The sequence below is a fragment of the Neisseria sp. P0020.S003 genome (assembly GCF_051957095.1).
GTDB classification, from domain to species: domain Bacteria; phylum Pseudomonadota; class Gammaproteobacteria; order Burkholderiales; family Neisseriaceae; genus Neisseria; species Neisseria subflava.
In genome coordinates this window covers 198,566-214,505 of record NZ_JBQCWU010000001.1, presented here as the reverse complement: position 1 = coordinate 214,505, position 15,940 = coordinate 198,566, and the positions used below count along the sequence as shown (strand labels likewise).

The 15,940-nt window shown below is 50.2% G+C and carries 18 protein-coding genes; 11 read left to right on the top strand and 7 right to left on the bottom strand.

Features of this window, described 5'->3' with window-relative positions; translation table 11 throughout:
- The first annotated feature begins 210 nt into the window (after positions 1-210).
- From ACTHTQ_RS01085 to nqrM, 8 genes are all read left to right on the top strand, one after another.
- Positions 211-1,554 carry a Na(+)-translocating NADH-quinone reductase subunit A gene (locus ACTHTQ_RS01085; protein WP_101755846.1) on the top strand — a complete coding sequence of 448 codons (1,344 nt, stop codon included), beginning with the start codon at positions 211-213 and terminating at the stop codon, positions 1,552-1,554.
- 2 nt (positions 1,555-1,556) lie between these two features.
- Entirely contained in the window at positions 1,557-2,789 is a 1,233-nt protein-coding gene (locus ACTHTQ_RS01080) for an NADH:ubiquinone reductase (Na(+)-transporting) subunit B (RefSeq protein ID WP_440362803.1), read from the top strand.
- Positions 2,782-3,558 carry a Na(+)-translocating NADH-quinone reductase subunit C gene (locus ACTHTQ_RS01075; RefSeq protein WP_440362802.1) on the top strand — a complete coding sequence of 259 codons (777 nt, stop codon included), beginning with the start codon at positions 2,782-2,784 and terminating at the stop codon, positions 3,556-3,558. The genes ACTHTQ_RS01080 and ACTHTQ_RS01075 overlap by 8 nt, the downstream gene beginning before the upstream one ends.
- Positions 3,558-4,184, top strand: a complete 627-nt coding sequence (locus ACTHTQ_RS01070; RefSeq protein WP_003684313.1) for an NADH:ubiquinone reductase (Na(+)-transporting) subunit D — start codon at positions 3,558-3,560, stop codon at positions 4,182-4,184. Before ACTHTQ_RS01075 ends, ACTHTQ_RS01070 begins: the two co-directional genes overlap by 1 nt.
- Before the next feature lie 3 nt (positions 4,185-4,187).
- On the top strand, positions 4,188-4,781 hold the full coding sequence (nqrE, locus tag ACTHTQ_RS01065) for an NADH:ubiquinone reductase (Na(+)-transporting) subunit E (RefSeq protein WP_003684365.1): 594 nt from the start codon (positions 4,188-4,190) through the stop codon (positions 4,779-4,781).
- A gap of 13 nt (positions 4,782-4,794) precedes the next feature.
- Positions 4,795-6,012, top strand: coding sequence for an NADH:ubiquinone reductase (Na(+)-transporting) subunit F (gene nqrF / locus ACTHTQ_RS01060; protein ID WP_004519569.1), 1,218 nt, complete (start codon positions 4,795-4,797; stop codon positions 6,010-6,012).
- Between the two features lie 133 nt (positions 6,013-6,145).
- Positions 6,146-7,213, top strand: coding sequence for an FAD:protein FMN transferase (locus ACTHTQ_RS01055; protein WP_308887175.1), 1,068 nt, complete (start codon positions 6,146-6,148; stop codon positions 7,211-7,213).
- A gap of 17 nt (positions 7,214-7,230) precedes the next feature.
- Positions 7,231-7,452, top strand: coding sequence for a (Na+)-NQR maturation NqrM (nqrM, locus tag ACTHTQ_RS01050; protein WP_063069108.1), 222 nt, complete (start codon positions 7,231-7,233; stop codon positions 7,450-7,452).
- A gap of 228 nt (positions 7,453-7,680) precedes the next feature.
- On the opposite strand, the gene rpmG is transcribed toward nqrM, so the two are convergent.
- From rpmG to ACTHTQ_RS01020, 6 genes are all read right to left on the bottom strand, one after another.
- On the bottom strand, positions 7,681-7,836 hold the full coding sequence (gene rpmG / locus ACTHTQ_RS01045; protein ID WP_003684373.1) for a 50S ribosomal protein L33: 156 nt from the start codon (positions 7,834-7,836) through the stop codon (positions 7,681-7,683).
- Positions 7,837-7,866: 30 nt separating this feature from the next.
- Positions 7,867-8,100: a 50S ribosomal protein L28 gene (rpmB, locus tag ACTHTQ_RS01040; protein ID WP_002216391.1), complete on the bottom strand. Its 234-nt coding sequence runs from the start codon at positions 8,098-8,100 to the stop codon at positions 7,867-7,869.
- 250 nt (positions 8,101-8,350) lie between these two features.
- Positions 8,351-9,679 (bottom strand): branched-chain amino acid transport system II carrier protein, encoded by a 1,329-nt coding sequence (brnQ, locus tag ACTHTQ_RS01035; RefSeq protein ID WP_440362801.1) that lies wholly within the window; start codon positions 9,677-9,679, stop codon positions 8,351-8,353.
- 1 nt (position 9,680) lies between these two features.
- A complete protein-coding gene (locus ACTHTQ_RS01030; protein ID WP_049323891.1) occupies positions 9,681-10,577 on the bottom strand; it encodes a segregation and condensation protein A in 897 nt (298 codons plus the stop codon).
- A gap of 92 nt (positions 10,578-10,669) precedes the next feature.
- Positions 10,670-11,131 carry a hypothetical protein gene (locus ACTHTQ_RS01025; RefSeq protein WP_440362800.1) on the bottom strand — a complete coding sequence of 154 codons (462 nt, stop codon included), beginning with the start codon at positions 11,129-11,131 and terminating at the stop codon, positions 10,670-10,672.
- Between the two features lies 1 nt (position 11,132).
- Positions 11,133-11,909: a tRNA threonylcarbamoyladenosine dehydratase gene (locus tag ACTHTQ_RS01020; protein ID WP_440362799.1), complete on the bottom strand. Its 777-nt coding sequence runs from the start codon at positions 11,907-11,909 to the stop codon at positions 11,133-11,135.
- A 186-nt stretch (positions 11,910-12,095) separates the two neighbouring features.
- Here ACTHTQ_RS01020 and ACTHTQ_RS01015 point away from each other — a divergent pair, with 186 nt between their 5' ends.
- Positions 12,096-12,560 (top strand): universal stress protein, encoded by a 465-nt coding sequence (locus ACTHTQ_RS01015; protein WP_003684381.1) that lies wholly within the window; start codon positions 12,096-12,098, stop codon positions 12,558-12,560.
- 78 nt (positions 12,561-12,638) lie between these two features.
- Here the strand turns inward: ACTHTQ_RS01015 and hemL are convergent, their stop codons facing one another.
- Positions 12,639-13,922 carry a glutamate-1-semialdehyde 2,1-aminomutase gene (gene hemL, locus ACTHTQ_RS01010; RefSeq protein WP_440362798.1) on the bottom strand — a complete coding sequence of 428 codons (1,284 nt, stop codon included), beginning with the start codon at positions 13,920-13,922 and terminating at the stop codon, positions 12,639-12,641.
- 198 nt (positions 13,923-14,120) lie between these two features.
- On the opposite strand from hemL, the gene ACTHTQ_RS01005 reads away from it, so the two are divergent.
- Both ACTHTQ_RS01005 and miaB read left to right on the top strand, forming a co-directional pair.
- Positions 14,121-14,516: a hypothetical protein gene (locus ACTHTQ_RS01005; protein ID WP_049352525.1), complete on the top strand. Its 396-nt coding sequence runs from the start codon at positions 14,121-14,123 to the stop codon at positions 14,514-14,516.
- Positions 14,517-14,589: 73 nt separating this feature from the next.
- On the top strand, positions 14,590-15,912 hold the full coding sequence (gene miaB, locus ACTHTQ_RS01000) for a tRNA (N6-isopentenyl adenosine(37)-C2)-methylthiotransferase MiaB (protein WP_003684389.1): 1,323 nt from the start codon (positions 14,590-14,592) through the stop codon (positions 15,910-15,912).
- The last annotated feature ends 28 nt before the right edge of the window (positions 15,913-15,940 follow it).

Genomic DNA, 15,940 nt, shown 5'->3' with positions numbered 1-15,940 from the left:
CACTTTTCCCGTAAAAATAAGCGTAAAACTGACATAAAGCAGCCTATACCTGATAAAATCTAAAGCTTTGTTGTTTGCGTTTATTCGTTGTTTTTATAGCAAACCTCTGCTTTTTCAGACGGCCCATCCGTTGTTTCAAAACATTACATGCCGTCTGAAAAAAACAATCCGACATCCGAATCTCAACCCACCAAAAAGTAACGCATCCTTATGATTAAGATAAAAAAAGGCTTAGACCTGCCTATCGCAGGCAGACCGGAGCAAGTCATTTATGACGGCCCGGCCATTACCGAAGTCGCGTTGCTTGGCGAAGAATATGTCGGCATGCGCCCCTCGATGAAAATCAAGGAAGGCGAAGCCGTCAAAAAAGGCCAAGTGCTGTTTGAAGACAAAAAGAATCCGGGCGTAGTATTTACTGCTCCGGCTTCAGGCAAAATCGCCGCGATTCACCGTGGCGAAAAGCGCGTACTTCAGTCAGTCGTGATTGCCGTTGAAGGCAACGACGAAATCGAGTTCGAACGCTACGCACCTGAAGCGCTGGCAAAATTGAGCAGCGAAGAAGTGCGCCGCAATCTGATCCAATCCGGTTTGTGGACTGCGCTGCGCACCCGTCCATTCAGCAAAATCCCTGCCGTCGATGCCGAGCCGTTCGCCATCTTCGTCAATGCGATGGACACCAACCCGCTGGCTGCCGATCCTACGGTCATCATCAAAGAAGCCGCCGAAGACTTCAAACGCGGCCTGTTGGTATTGAGCCGCCTGACCGAACGTAAAATCCATGTGTGTAAAGCAGCAGGCGCAGACGTGCCGTCTGAAAACGCTGCCAACATCGAAACGCATGAATTTGGTGGTCCTCATCCTGCCGGTTTGAGTGGCACGCACATTCATTTCATCGAGCCTGTCGGCGCGAATAAAACCGTGTGGACCATTAATTATCAAGACGTGATTGCCATCGGACGTTTGTTCGTAACAGGTCGTCTGAATACCGAGCGCGTGGTTGCCTTGGGCGGTCCGCAAGTCAACAAACCGCGCCTCTTGCGTACCGTTTTGGGCGCGAAGGTGTCGCAAATTACCGCCGGCGAATTGGTTGACGCGGACAATCGCGTGATTTCCGGTTCGGTATTGAACGGCGCGATTGCGCAAGGTGCGCATGATTATTTGGGACGCTACCACAATCAGATTTCCGTTATCGAAGAAGGCCGCAGCAAAGAGCTGTTCGGCTGGGTTGCGCCGCAGCCGGACAAATACTCGATTACGCGTACGACCCTCGGTCATTTCCTGAAAAACAAACTCTTCAAGTTCACGACAGCCGTCAACGGCGGCGACCGCGCCATGGTTCCCATCGGCACTTACGAGCGCGTGATGCCGCTGGACATCCTGCCTACCTTGCTTTTGCGCGATTTAATCGTCGGCGATACCGACAGCGCGCAGGCTTTGGGTTGCTTGGAATTGGACGAAGAAGACCTCGCTTTGTGCAGCTTCGTCTGCCCGGGTAAATACGAATACGGCCCGCTGTTGCGCAAGGTGCTGGAAACCATTGAGAAGGAAGGCTGATTATGGGCTTGAAACATTTTCTTGAAAAAATCGAACCGCACTTCCTACCGGGCGGCAAACATGAAAAATGGTTTGCCCTCTACGAAGCTGCGGCAACGATTTTTTATACATCCGGCGCGGTAACACGCAAAGCGGCCCACGTCCGCGACGCGCTCGACTCCAAGCGCATGATGATTTTGGTGTGGCTGGCTTTGTTCCCTGCCATGTTCTACGGTATGTACAACGTCGGCGTGCAGGCATTTGGTGCGTTAACGCCTGATTTGTTGCAACAAAATATCGCCAACGACTGGCATTACGCCCTTGCCAACGCTTTGGGCATCAATATGTCGTCTGAAGCGGGCGTATTGAGCAAAATGCTCTTCGGTGCGATTTTCTTCCTGCCGATTTACGCGACTGTATTTGTTGTGGGCGGCTTCTGGGAAGTCTTGTTCGCCACTGTACGCAAACACGAAATCAACGAAGGTTTCTTCGTGACTTCGATTCTGTTTGCTTTGATCGTTCCTCCTACCCTGCCTTTGTGGCAAGCGGCTTTAGGTATTTCTTTCGGCGTTGTGGTTGCGAAAGAAGTATTCGGCGGTACAGGTAAAAACTTCATGAACCCTGCGCTTGCAGGCCGTGCGTTCCTGTTCTTCGCCTACCCTGCCAACATTACCGGCGACACCGTTTGGACTGCGGTTGACGGCTATTCCGGTGCCACTGCTTTGGCACAATGGGCGGCTCACGGTGCAGACGGCCTGAAAAACGCTGTAACCGGTCAAAACATCTCTTGGATGGATGCGTTTATCGGTAACGTGCCCGGCTCAATCGGCGAAGTATCCACTTTGGCGCTCTTAATCGGCGGCGCGTTTATCGTGTTTGCCCGCATTGCCTCTTGGCGCATTATTGCCGGTGTGATGATCGGTATGATTGCCATGTCTTCTCTGTTTAACTTCATCGGTTCAGACACCAACGCCATGTTCTCCATGCCTTGGTACTGGCACTTGGTAGTCGGCGGCTTCGCCATCGGTATGCTGTTTATGGCGACCGACCCGGTTTCCGCTTCCTTTACCAATGTCGGCAAATGGTGGTACGGCGCGCTTATCGGTGTGATGTGCGTGTTGATCCGCGTGGTCAACCCTGCTTACCCCGAAGGCATGATGTTGGCGATTCTGTTTGCCAACCTGTTTGCCCCGATTTTCGACTATTTCGTTGCACAAGCGAATATCAAACGCAGAAAGGCGCGCAGCAATGGCTAAGAAATTCGATAAAGACAGCTTCAGCGGCACGCTGATTGTGGTATTGGTTGTCAGCCTGATTTGTTCCATCATCGTTGCTGGTGCGGTCGTCGGCTTGAAACCAATCCAAGAGAAACAAAAACTCCAAGACAAACAAGGCTATATCTTGAGCGTAGCCGGTTTGATGGATAAAAACACCGACATCAGCAAAACCTTTGCCGAGCGTATCGAGCAACGTGTCGTGGACTTGGCAACCGGCGAATACGTCGCCGATGCGCCTAAAGACTTCAGCGCACGCGTTGCCGGCAAAGACCCTGCCCAAAGCATCCAAATCAAACCTGAAGACGATTTGGCAGGCATCAAGAGCCGCGCCAAATACACCGAAGTTTATTTGGTAAAAGGCGATGACGGCAAAGTCAGCCAAATCATCCTGCCTATGCACGGTAACGGTCTGTGGTCAGTCATGTACGGCTTCGTCGCCATCCAACCTGACGGCAATACCATCAACGGCATTACCTACTACGACCAAGGCGAGACTCCAGGCTTGGGCGGCGAAATCGGCAATCCGTTGTGGCAACAAAAATTCGTCGGCAAAAAACTCTTTGACGAACAAGGCAAACTTGCCCTGCACGTCGGCAAAGGCGCAAGCTCAGACAAAGAACACGGCGTAGATGCCCTCTCCGGCGCATCGCTGACGTCTAAAGGTGTGCAAGGTTCGTTCGACTACTGGTTCGGCGAAAACGGCTATATCCCCTACCTGAACAAATTGAAATCAGCAGGAGCACAATAATGGCTGACATGAAACGCTTGAAATATTTGATGTTCTCACCCTTTATCGACAACAACCCGATTGCCTTGCAGGTTTTGGGTATTTGTTCGGCTTTGGCGGTTACCACCAAACTTCAGACGGCCATCGTAATGGGTATTTCCGTAGCTTTGGTAACCGGTTTTTCCAGCTTCTTCATCTCATTGGTACGCAACTACATCCCCAACAGCATCCGTATTATTGTGCAAATGGCGATTGTTGCTTCCTTGGTAACGCTGGTTGACCAACTGCTCCAAGCCTTTGCCTATGAGCTGTCCAAACAGCTGTCCGTATTCGTCGGCCTGATTATTACCAACTGTATCGTGATGGGCCGCGCCGAAGCATTCGCCATGAAAGAGCCTCCTTTGGAAAGCTTGGTTGACGGTATCGGTAACGGCGCAGGTTACGGCATGATGTTAATCATCATCGCAACCATCCGCGAACTGATCGGCTCAGGTAAGCTCTTTGGCTACACCATTTTCCAAACCGTACAAGATGGCGGCTGGTATCAAACCAACGGCTTGTTTCTGCTTGCCCCTAGCGCGTTCTTCATCATCGGCTTCTTGGTATGGGGTCTGCGCACTTGGAAACCTGAACAGGCGGAGAAATAACACATGGAACATTACTTAAGCCTCTTTGTAAAATCCGTCTTTCTGGAAAACATGGCACTTTCCTTCTTCTTGGGGATGTGTACATTTTTGGCGGTATCTAAAAAAGTATCCACTGCATTCGGTTTGGGCGTGGCTGTAACTTTCGTACTCGGCCTGTCCGTCCCTGCCAACCAACTTGTTTACTCGCTGTTGAAAGACGGCGCGCTGGTTGAAGGCGTGGACCTGACCTTCCTGAAATTCATCACCTTCATCGGCGTGATTGCCGCTTTGGTGCAAATTTTGGAAATGTTCTTGGATAAATTCGTCCCTGCCCTCTACAACGCATTGGGTATCTACCTGCCTCTGATTACCGTAAACTGCGCGATTTTCGGTGCCGTATCGTTTATGGCGCAACGCGAATACAACTTCGGCGAGTCCGTCGTATACGGTTTCGGTGCAGGTTTAGGCTGGCTTTTGGCTATTGTCGCTTTGGCGGGCATTACCGAAAAAATGAAATATTCGGATGTCCCTAAAGGCCTCAAAGGCTTGGGCATTACCTTTATCGCCGCTGGCCTGATGGCAATGGCGTTTATGTCGTTCTCCGGCATCCAGTTATAAGAAAGGAATCGGCATGGAGATTATTTTAGGTATCGTGATGTTTACCCTCATCGTCTTGGTTTTGGCACTGATGATTCTGTTTGCCAAATCCAAGTTGGTGAGCGAAGGCGACATCACCATCAAAGTCAATAACGAAAAAGAGCTGACGATGCCTGCCGGCGGCAAACTGCTGGGTGCGCTTGCCAGCCAAGGTATCTTCGTTCCTTCCGCCTGCGGTGGCGGCGGCTCATGCGGTCAGTGTCGCGTTGTCGTGAAAAGCGGTGGCGGCGACATTCTGCCGACCGAGTTGTCCCACATCAGCAAACGCGAAGCACGCGAAGGCTGCCGTTTGTCCTGCCAAGTCAACGTCAAAACTGACATGGACATCGAAGTGCCGGAAGAAGTGTTCGGCGTGAAAAAATGGGAATGCACCGTCATCTCCAACGACAACAAAGCCACGTTCATTAAAGAACTCAAGCTTGCCATTCCCGAAGGAGAAGAAGTCCCCTTCCGTGCCGGCGGCTACATCCAAATCGAAGCCCCGCCGCATACCGTTGCCTACAAAGACTTCGACATTCCTAAGGAATATCACGAAGACTGGGATAAATACAATCTGTGGCAATACGTTTCCAAAGTGGACGAGCCGATTTTGCGTGCCTACTCTATGGCTTCATACCCTGAAGAAAAAGGCATCATTATGCTGAACGTGCGTATCGCTACGCCGCCTCCGCGCGTACCCGATGCGCCTCCGGGACAAATGTCTTCTTACATCTGGTCGCTTAAACCCGGTGATAAAGTAACGATTTCCGGTCCGTTCGGCGAATTCTTCGCCAAAGACACCGATGCCGAAATGGTATTTATCGGCGGTGGTGCGGGTATGGCTCCGATGCGTTCCCACATTTTCGACCAGCTGAAACGTTTGAACTCCAAACGTAAGATTACCTTCTGGTATGGTGCACGTTCTAAACGCGAGATGTTCTATGTTGAAGACTTCGACCAACTCGCAGCAGAATTCCCGAACTTCACATGGCACGTCGCCCTGTCCGACCCATTGCCTGAAGACAACTGGGATGGTTACACAGGCTTCATTCACAACGTGGTTTACGAAAACCACCTGAAAAACCATGAGGCACCGGAAGACTGCGAATTCTACATGTGCGGCCCTCCAATCATGAACCAGTCTGTAATCAAAATGCTCAAAGACTTGGGCGTGGAAGACGAAAACATCCTCTTGGACGATTTCGGCGGCTAACAGACAAAAAGGAAGAAACTACGGTTTCTTCCTTTTTTTATTTCTAGGCCGTCTGAAAACTATACTTTCAGACGGCCTGACCCTTTCTTTTACGATACAATAAAGGCTTCAAAAAATAATCCGCAAATCCCTTATGCCGTTTCTTTCAAATTCGTTTTACCGTCTGATAATCGGTTGCACCGTTGCCATCCTTTCCGCGCTCACACTCTCTGCCTGCCAACCTGAAAAACAACAAACCATTACCCTGCAAGGCGAGACCATGGGCACGACCTATACCGTCAAATATCTTTCAGACGGCCAAGACAAACTCCCCTCCCCTGCCGAAATACAAAAACGCATTGATGACGCGCTTAAAGAAGTCAATCGGCAAATGTCTACCTACCAGACCGATTCCGAAATCAGCCAATTCAACCAGCTGCGCACCGTCAATCAGGCCATGCCCATTTCCCTAGACTTTGCCTATGTGACCGGCGAAGCCTTGCGTTTAAACAAACTAACGCACGGCGCACTGGACGTAACCGTCGGTCCTTTGGTCAACCTCTGGGGATTCGGCCCGCAAAAAGAAATCACGCACGAACCGACTGCGCAAGAAATCCAACATGCTTCAGAAATGGTCGGCACAGACAAAATCAAACTTTCCCAAGACGGACAGCAGCCTACACTTGCCAAAACCCATCCCGAAGTCTATTTAGACCTATCTTCTATCGCCAAAGGCTTTGGCGTGGATAAAACCGCCGCCGAACTTGAAAAACTCAATATCGGCAATTATTTGGTAGAAATCGGGGGTGAGTTGCATGGCAAAGGCCACAATGCGCAAGGCAACCCTTGGCGTATCGGCATCGAGCAGCCCAATATCGTTCAAGGAGGCGCCACCCAAATTACCATTCCATTGGACAATAAATCACTGGCTACGTCCGGCGACTACCGCATTTTCCATGTTGATAAGTCAGGCCGCCGCCTTTCCCATATCATCAACCCTAAAACCAAACAACCCATCAGCCACAACCTTGCTTCCATCAGCGTAGTAGCTGAAAACGCCACACTTGCAGACGGCCTTTCAACCGGCTTATTCGTCCTCGGAGAAACCGAAGCACTTAAACTTGCCGAGCAAGAAAATCTCGCCGTTTTCCTTATCATCCGAACTCCGCAAGGCGGCTACCATACTGAAATGTCCAGCGCATTCAAGAAATTATTAAACTAACCTCTAGGAATACACACATGAAAACCCTCCTCCTTACTTTCGGTATCTTTATCCTTGTCATCCTCGGCATGGCAGTCGGCTATATTTTCTCCAAACGCACCATTAAAGGCAGCTGCGGCGGCATTTCCTCTCTCGGTATGAAGAAAATGTGCGATTGCGATACGCCATGCGATACCTTGCAAAAAGAGCTGGATAAAAAACAACATTCCGACAATCAAGGCATCAAGGTCGATCATTAAAGTCGTTGTTGAATATTTATTCATGATTTAAGACCGCTTATCCCCTATCAGGCCGTCTGAAAAATAAAAGAGCGTGACCCCAATGGATACACGCTCTTTTATTTTGCCTCTTATTAAAGCAATTCAAAAATATCTTGCATACACATTTGAAACAAGCCTCCAAACCAATCGGGAAATAAAAAAGAAAAGCTCCTGCAAAACAGGAGCTTTTTCTTGGAAGAAACCGGATTATTTCAATTTAGTTTCTTTGTAAATAACGTGTTTACGGGCTACCGGGTCAAATTTTTTGATTTCCAGTTTGCCAGGCATAGTACGTTTGTTTTTAGTAGTTGTGTAGAAGTGACCAGTACCAGCACTGGACTCCAGTTTGATTTTATCGCGCATTGCAGTAATCCTTAATTAATGGTGTTTAAATTAAGCTTCGCCGCGAGCACGCAAATCAGCCAATACGACATCAATGCCTACTTTATCGATGGTGCGCAATGCAGCGTTAGAAACGCGCAGGCGAACCCAGCGGTTTTCACTTTCTACCCAGAAACGACGTGATTGCAAGTTAGGCAAAAAACGACGTTTGGTTTTGTTGTTGGCGTGTGATACGTTATTGCCAGACATCGGGCGCTTACCGGTCACTTTGCAAACTCGTGCCATGGTTAGTCTCCAAACTTCTAAAATAGTAAAACGCGATTTATACCACGAAATCCGCCTTCAGTTCAAGTCGTTTGCTCAAAAAACGGGATTTGTGGAAATAAATCTTCTCAATATGTTGCATCTGCGAAACGGTATTTCGCAAAGCCTTAACTTTTCAATTATAACGGATTTCTTTAAAAAAATCATCTGTCGTTTGCGTAGTTGGCGAAATAAACAGGCCGTCTGAACATTTCAGACGGCCTGTTTGTCATCATGCTTTTTTCTTCAACGCCGCATTCAAAATGCAGCCGAGTATAAAGCAGGCTAAAGAGGGGACAACCCATCCCAAACCGATATTGTAAAACGGCAATGCGCGCTCGATGGCAGCAGCGGTGTCGGCATTAAATCCAAACGCGGCCTTATAGGCATCGAGCAAACCGACCACAAGGGCCGCCATCATGGTGCAGAAATAGACAATACGGCCGCCGCCAAACAATTTATCCGTCAAAGCAAGCAGAATGATGACGATGGTCAGTGGATACAACAGCATCAACATAGGGATGGAAAACTGCAAAATCGCTGACAGGCCTTTGTTGGCCAGCAGGATAGACACCACAGTATTCAGTATCACAAAGGCTTTATAAGAAATACCCGGGCAGAGACGGTTGAAATATTCGGCGCATGAAGTAATCAAGCCAACCGCCGTGCTCAGACAGGCAAGCAGCACCATAACGCCCAGCAGCACAATACCGGCCGTACCGAAATAGTGTTGTGCAGTTTTAGACAAAACCGACGCGCCGTTTTCCTGCAAGCCGATACCGGCCACACCTGTCGCGCCCATATAGCCGATAAACAGGTAAACCACTGCCAAACAAGAAGCCGCCAACACGCCCGAAATCGTCGTGGTCTTCAGCAAGTCCGCGCGGTTGTCCACGCCCATGGCGCGAACGGCATCGATGACGATAATGGCAAACACCAGCGAAGCCAGCGCATCCATGGTGCCGTAGCCTTCCAAAATGCCTTTAATCAACGGATGAGTGGCAAAATCGCCTTGCGCCGCCTGCGGCACGCCCATCGGATTAATGGCGGCATAGCCGACCAATATCGCAATTGACAGCAACAAAACAGGCGTGAGGATTTTACCGATACGGTCAACCAGCTTCCCCGGAGAAATTGACAGCCAATAAGTTATGCCAAAAAACACCAGGCTGAATACGGCCAATGCGATGTTTTTCCAAGATTCGTCAATGAACGGGGAAATCGCGGTTTCAAAAGACACTGTTGCCGTACGCGGCATGGCAAATAGAGGGCCGATTGCCAGATAGAGCGCCGTGGCAAAAGTCACGCCGTACCAAGGCGCAACACGGGAAGCCAATGCCTCCACATCACGCGAACCGGAATAGCCGACGGCAATCACGCCCAACAATGGCAAACCCGCCCCGGTCAGCAAAAAGCCAAACATCGCCGAAAGCCAGTTTTCACCGGCCTGCTGTCCCAAAAAAGCCGGAAAAATCAGGTTCCCCGCCCCAAAAAACAGGGCAAACAACATTAAGCCCACTGCCCATAAAGAAGCTTTGGTATGACTTGTTGTCGAATCCATTTTAGTTCTCTTTTTTTAAATTTTCGTTATCGGTTTCATCGGCTTCAAGGCCATCTGAAAACATTTCAGCTTCGTTTGTTTCCAAACCGTCTTTCAGGCTGATTTCAATTTCCCCATAATTTTCAGGCTGCACGATACGCACCAAGCCTTCTTTAGCCAATTCCAGCAATGCAATAAAATTGACCACTACATATGTCGCGCCCTGCTCCGGCTTAAACAAATCGCTAAACTTGCTGATACCGCTTTCGTTCAAGCGACGCAAAATCGCCGTCATCTGCGCGCGCACAGATATGGTTTCCCGCACCACTTCATGGCTGCGCGTATGCTTGGCACGCGACAAAATACCCAACCAAGCCTGCGTTAAATCAGCAACGTACACTTCCGGCAACTTCGCTTCAACCGCAATTTCCAACGGCAAATACGCCCAAGCAAAATCACGTCCGGCACGCGGCAACGCATCCAAGCCCTGAGCCGCCAGTTTCATCTGCTCGTAAGCCAACAGACGGCGCACCAACTCGGCACGCGGATCCGCCTCTTCATCCTCAACTTCTTCAGGACGCGGCAGAAGCAGGCGCGATTTAATTTCAATCAACATCGCCGCCATCAGTAGGTATTCCGCCGCCAAATCAAACTGATACGCTTCCATTTGGGCAATATAGTGCAGATACTGCTCGGTAATCTTCACCATCGGAATATCGAGGACATCAATATTTTGCTTGCGGATGAGGTACAGCAACAAATCCAACGGCCCTTGGAAGCTGCTCAATACCACCTTCAACGCATCAGGCGGAATAAACAAATCCTGCGGCACATCGGTAACAGGCTGACCGAACACCCACGCAACAGTATGTTCAGACGGCGTTGCGGCAGTGGAAGAAATAAGGTGTTCTGAAGGCATGGTTAAAGGGTCTTTTTCTTTTTAAGTTTAGTAAGAAATTTCATCAACAAAAGGCCGTCTGAAACGAGGACAACCCGTTTTTAATATAAAAATCAGCGGTTTTTACGATTGATTTGTAAAGAAACAATGGCGACGGCAAAGGTCTGGGCCAAGGCCATACCCAACAGCGGCAGGCTGGCGAAAACCGTACCCGTCAGTACCGAGCCGATATCTCGGGACAACACAAAACCATCCCTCGCAAGCATCGCCACTATCAAAGCCAACAGCAGCAAACTTTCGCAGCCGACCAAAAACCAAATCATTTTAACCGAACGGCGGTTGCGCCATTTCATAATACCGGCGTGCAAAAGACTGAATATCACGACGGACAGAAACGGATAAAGAAAAGTGGTGAATGGGCGGTCATAACCGCTTTGCACACATAAATAATCGCCCGGCAGCGTATTGCATTCCATCACATCGAGAAACATCGGATCGACAGCATACATCAATACGCCGAACCATACCGCATAAATCAGACTGGCAATAAAGTAGGCTTTAAAAAATCGATTCATCTCATTTCCGCCCCGCGATATGCTCCACCGCCGCCTGCGCACAATACAGCCCAAACGAAGCCGTCACCAGCATACTCGCGCCATAGCCCGCGCAGGACAAACCTTGCGGCGCGACATCGGTCGAACACGCTTCACCGGATTGCGGTGGCGTGATATTCTCGGTTGAATAAACGCAAGGCACGCGCATTTTTTCTTTGGTATCGCGGCTGAAGCCGTAGCGTTTGCGCAAGGTGTAGCGCAAATTGGAAAGCAGCGGATCGTGGGTAACGCGGCTCAAATCGGCGGTTTGAATCAAAGCCGGATTTTTCTGTCCGCCCGCGCCTCCGCTGATAATAAACGGTTGTTTATGTTGTACAAAATACGCCGCCATAGCCGCTTTGACACGGATTTGGTCAATGGCGTCGATAACGAAGTCAAAAGGCCGTCTGAAAAACTCGTCCAGATTGTCTTCGGTAACAAAATCTTCGATTTCCGTCACTTCGCATTGCGGATTGATTTGGGCGATGCGTTCGCGCAAAGCAGTAACTTTTGCCTTACCGAAATCATCGGTCAAAGCGTGCAACTGGCGGTTGACATTGGACTCGGCAACGTTGTCCAAATCAATCAGCGTTAAACGACCGATACCGCTCCTCGCCAAAGCCTCCACCGCCCACGAGCCGACGCCGCCGACGCCGACCACGCACACATGCGCACGCGAAAAGCGCGCCAGTGCTTCGTCTCCGTAAAGTCTGGCAATGCCGCCAAAGCGGCGCGACGAAAGAAAAGCGGCGTCCTGCATAAGTAACCTTGTGATATATCAATAAATTAATGAAAAACGCCACAGGCGAATCGGACCGATATTATACTTGAAAGCAGATGGGCTGTTGTACCCGCCCGAAAGAGTTTATAATCGTTTCACATTCAGACAAGTTCTGATTTCATATTAAACGAAAGTGCCGCTACTCGGCGCAAAAGGAGAATAAATATGTACAAACATCTGGTTGTAGCCGTTGACGGTAGCGAGACTTCCCTCAATGCATTGAAACACGCCGCCGAACTGGCAAGCCTCAACAAAGCCCAACTGACTTTGGTTCACGTTGCCAACCCTGCCGAATACATGGCTTTGGCTCCTGAATTCCTGCAACACGAAAGCTACGAAGCCGCCGCAGTGGCTCAAGGTAACGAAGTTTTGGATTTCGCAGAAAAAACAGCGCGTGAAAGCGGCGTTGAAAACATCGTGAAACACCTGTTGGTTGCCAACAAAGGCGCACGCGAAATGGCGCAAGACTTGGTTGACTACGCCGACAAAAACGGCGCAGACCTGTTGGTACTCGGCACACACGGCCGCACCGGCCTGATGCACCTGCTGATGGGCAGCTTCGCCGAGACCGTAATGCGTCAAAGCCACCTGCCTCTGCTGATTATCCGCAGCAAAGCCGAAGAAGCATAATCAAGCATTGATTTAAAATAGCGAAAGGCCGTCTGAATATTTTTCAGACGGCCTTTTTTCACATGACAGCTTCAGCTTTTATTTCGCCATTTCTTTGAACACTTCGTGTGCCACAGCAATGGTTTCGTCAATCAGCTCAGGCGTATGCGCGGCGGAAACAAAACCAGCTTCGTAAGCTGATGGGCCGAATGCGACATTGCGGTCGAGCATACCGTGGAAGAAATGTTTGAAACCGTCGATATTAGAACGCGCCATGTCGGCATAGTTTTGCGGCGTATGGCTGGCAAAATACAAACCAAACATGCCGCCCACGCTGTCCGCCGTAAATTCAACGCCATGTGCTTTAGCCGCATCGGCAATACCGTTGGCAAGGCGTTGGGTCAAGGCAGTCAGGTTTTCATAGAAGCCTTCGCGCTGAATAATTTCCAGCGTTTTCAAACCGGCCGCAACCGCAATCGGATTGCCGGACAATGTACCTGCCTGATACACGCCGCCCAACGGGGAAATACATTCCATAATATCTTTACGGCCGCCGAACGCCGCCAAAGGCATACCGCCGCCAATCACTTTGCCCATGGTGGTCAAATCAGGTTTGATGCCGTGCAAAGATTGCGCGCCGCCCAGCGCCACGCGGAAGCCGGTCATCACTTCGTCGTAAATCAATACGGCACCGTGTTTTTCAGTCAATTCGCGTAAGGCTTTGACAAAGGCTTCAGACGGCCTAACCAGATTCATATTGCCGACAAAAGGCTCCAAAATCACGCAGGCAATGTCATTGCCGCTTTGGGTAAAGGCTTCTTCCAGTTGGGCGATATTGTTGTACTCGAGCACCAAAGTGTGTTTGGTAAAATCGGCAGGCACACCGGCGGAAGAAGGATTGCCAAACGTCAGCAGACCGCTGCCTGCTTTCACCAACAGGCTGTCGGAATGGCCGTGGTAGCAGCCCTCAAACTTGATGATTTTGTCGCGGCCGGTAAAACCGCGTGCCAAACGGATGGCGGTCATCGTTGCTTCCGTACCGGAGCTGACAAGGCGCAGCTGCTCGACGGACGGCATGATTTTGGCGATTTCTTCGGCAATGACGATTTCGCCTTCAGTTGGCGCACCAAACGACAAACCGCCCAATGCCGCTTCGCGCACGGCTTCAATGACTTCAGGATGGGCATGGCCGACAATCGCAGGGCCCCAAGAGCCGACATAGTCGGTATAACGCGTGCCGTTTTCGTCCCAAACATACGCGCCTTCTGCCTTTTTGATAAAGCGCGGCACGCCGCCGACGCTGCCGAATGCGCGCACAGGAGAGTTCACGCCGCCGGGAATAATGGCTTTGGCGCGGTTGAACAAGCTTTCATTACGGTTCATGGTAAATTCTTTCGTAAGAGGTCGTCTGAAAATCAAATTGATGCCATTTTAACACCAAATCCTTTTCAGACGGCCCAAGCTTCAAAATAAGAATCGGGCGCAAAATCAAAATTATTCTTTAAAAACAAACACTCTATCCACATTTTTCCTGCTTGTGCTATAATCCGCGACCTATTGAAACAATAAAAGAAAAGCATCATGTTACGCGGATTCATACTCAGCCTCGCCCTTTTGTCGTCCTCCTTCGTCCATGCACAACGCAGCCTGCCTGACGATATGGATGTAGCCGTTTTAAAGACTGTCGATTTGCCTTATCTGAAAGTCAGCAAAGGCGGTTTTTCTTGGACGCGCCTGCTGACCTTGGGTATTGTGGACGGCAATGCGGCCAAACTGCAAATCACCCGCTTCACTAAAATTCACGATGAAAACGACCGTTTCATTCCGATGGGCCGCCTGCTGAATCAAACCGGCAAAGCCGTTGCATTCAAATACAACGAAGAAAGCCGCCTCGTCCGCGAAATCTGGATTTTGACCGACGCCGAAGCCGACAGGTTCATCGAACACGCTAAAAAGCAGAAAAAGGCGGAAGAATAATTTTTCAGACGGCCCGAGTATTTCACAGGCCGTCTGAACCCTTTTACAACAAGCAAGCCAATCAAAACAAACCATGAAAAAAGTATTTATCCGCACCTTCGGGTGCCAAATGAACGAGTACGACAGCGAAAAAATGTTGTCCGTCCTCGCCGAAGAACACGGCGGCATCGAACAGGTCACCCAACCTGACGACGCCGACATCATCTTGTTCAACACCTGCTCCGTACGTGAAAAAGCGCAAGAGAAAGTCTTCTCCGACTTAGGCCGCGTACGTCCGCTCAAAGAAAAAAATCCCGACCTCATCATCGGCGTTGCCGGCTGCGTTGCCTCTCAAGAAGGCGAAAACATCGTCAAACGTGCTCCGTATGTGGACGTGGTTTTCGGCCCGCAAACGCTGCACCGCCTGCCCAAACTCATCGTCGACAAAGAAACCACCGGTCTGTCTCAAATCGACATTTCCTTCCCCGAAATCGAAAAATTCGACCACCTGCCGCCTGCACGCGTAGAAGGCGGTTCGGCGTTCATTTCCATCATGGAAGGCTGTTCCAAATACTGCTCTTATTGCGTCGTCCCTTATACCCGCGGCGAAGAATTCTCCCGACCGCTCAACGACGTATTGACCGAGATTGCCGGTTTGGCACAACAAGGCGTTAAAGAAATCAACCTCTTAGGCCAAAACGTCAATGCCTATCGCGGCGAAATGGAAAACGGCGAAATCTGCGACTTTGCTACCTTGTTGCGCATCGTCCACGAAATCCCCGGCATCGAACGCCTGCGCTTTACCACCAGCCATCCGCGCGAATTTACCGACGCGATTATCGAGTGCTACCGCGACCTGCCGAAGCTGGTTTCCCACCTGCACCTGCCGATTCAAAGTGGTTCCGACCGCGTATTGAGCGCGATGAAACGCGGCTACACCGCCTTGGAATACAAATCCATCATCCGCAAACTGCGTGCCATCCGTCCTGATTTGTGCCTCAGCTCCGACTTTATCGTCGGCTTCCCGGGCGAGACCGAGCGCGAGTTCGAGCAAACCTTGAAACTGGTCAAAGACATCGCCTTCGACTTGAGCTTCGTCTTTATTTACAGTCCGCGCCCTGGCACACCTGCCGCCAACCTGCACGACGACACGCCGCACGAAGAAAAAGTGCGCCGCCTCGAAGCTTTGAACGAAGTCATCGAAGCCGAAACCGCGCGCATCAACCAAACCATGATCGGCACGGTTCAACGCTGCTTGGTTGAAGGTATCTCCAAAAAAGACCCTGACCAACTGCAAGCCCGTACCGCCAACAACCGCGTGGTCAACTTTACCGGCACACCCGACATGATCAACCAAATGATCGATTTGGAAATCACTGAAGCCTACACCTTCTCCCTGAAAGGTAAACCAGTATAAGCACACACAAACAAAGGCCGTCTGAAAT